At 43.6% G+C, this 652-nt stretch carries 1 protein-coding gene; it reads left to right on the forward strand.

From position 1 onward, the window contains the following. Positions 1 to 56: 56 nt before the first annotated feature. The coding region (locus A3738_RS07610) for an AI-2E family transporter (RefSeq protein ID WP_231876566.1) at positions 57 to 652 on the forward strand (596 nt) is incomplete at its 3' end.

Below are 652 nucleotides of genomic sequence, written 5' to 3' on the forward strand. Positions count from 1 at the left end.
TGAACAAACGTGGGCTACCGCAATTACTCTCTGTGACAGTGGTTTTTAGTACCTTTTTGTCCGCGATTTTCGCTTTGATATTTGCTGTTCTCCCTTTGGTTTATTCGCAGTTTGAGTCTTTGGTAAATGATTTTCCCAAAATAGTGAGCACGCTACGTGTCTATGGGGATGATCTGCAGGAACGTTTCCCCGCGTTCTTCCAAGGTGATGAAATAACGCTCGCATATCAGCAGCTATCGGAAGGCTCAGCGCAGGTCGTTCAATGGATATTCTCTCATTCACTATCAACGCTGCCAGTGATTGTAAGTGTGATGATTTATCTCATTGTTGTTCCGATCTTAGTGTTTTTTCTCTTGAAAGATCGCACGAAAATTTTGATGTCGATTGATGCAGCGCTCCCGTCAAAGAAAGGCCTAATTCAGCGAGTCTCGCTCGAAATGAATGAGCAGTTTTCTAACTATCTGCGTGGCAAAGCGATAGAGATTTTCGTTGTCGCCGTTTTTACCTATATTGTGTTGCAGTATTTCGGTCTTAATTACGCAGCGTTGTTGTCAATGCTTGTTGGCTTGTCGGTGTTGATTCTCTATCTCGTAGCGATAGTTGTAACGATCCCGGTGGCCTTGATTGCTCTGTTTCAATTTGGTCTTACGGA

It is taken from the genome of Oleiphilus sp. HI0066 (genome assembly GCF_001635725.1).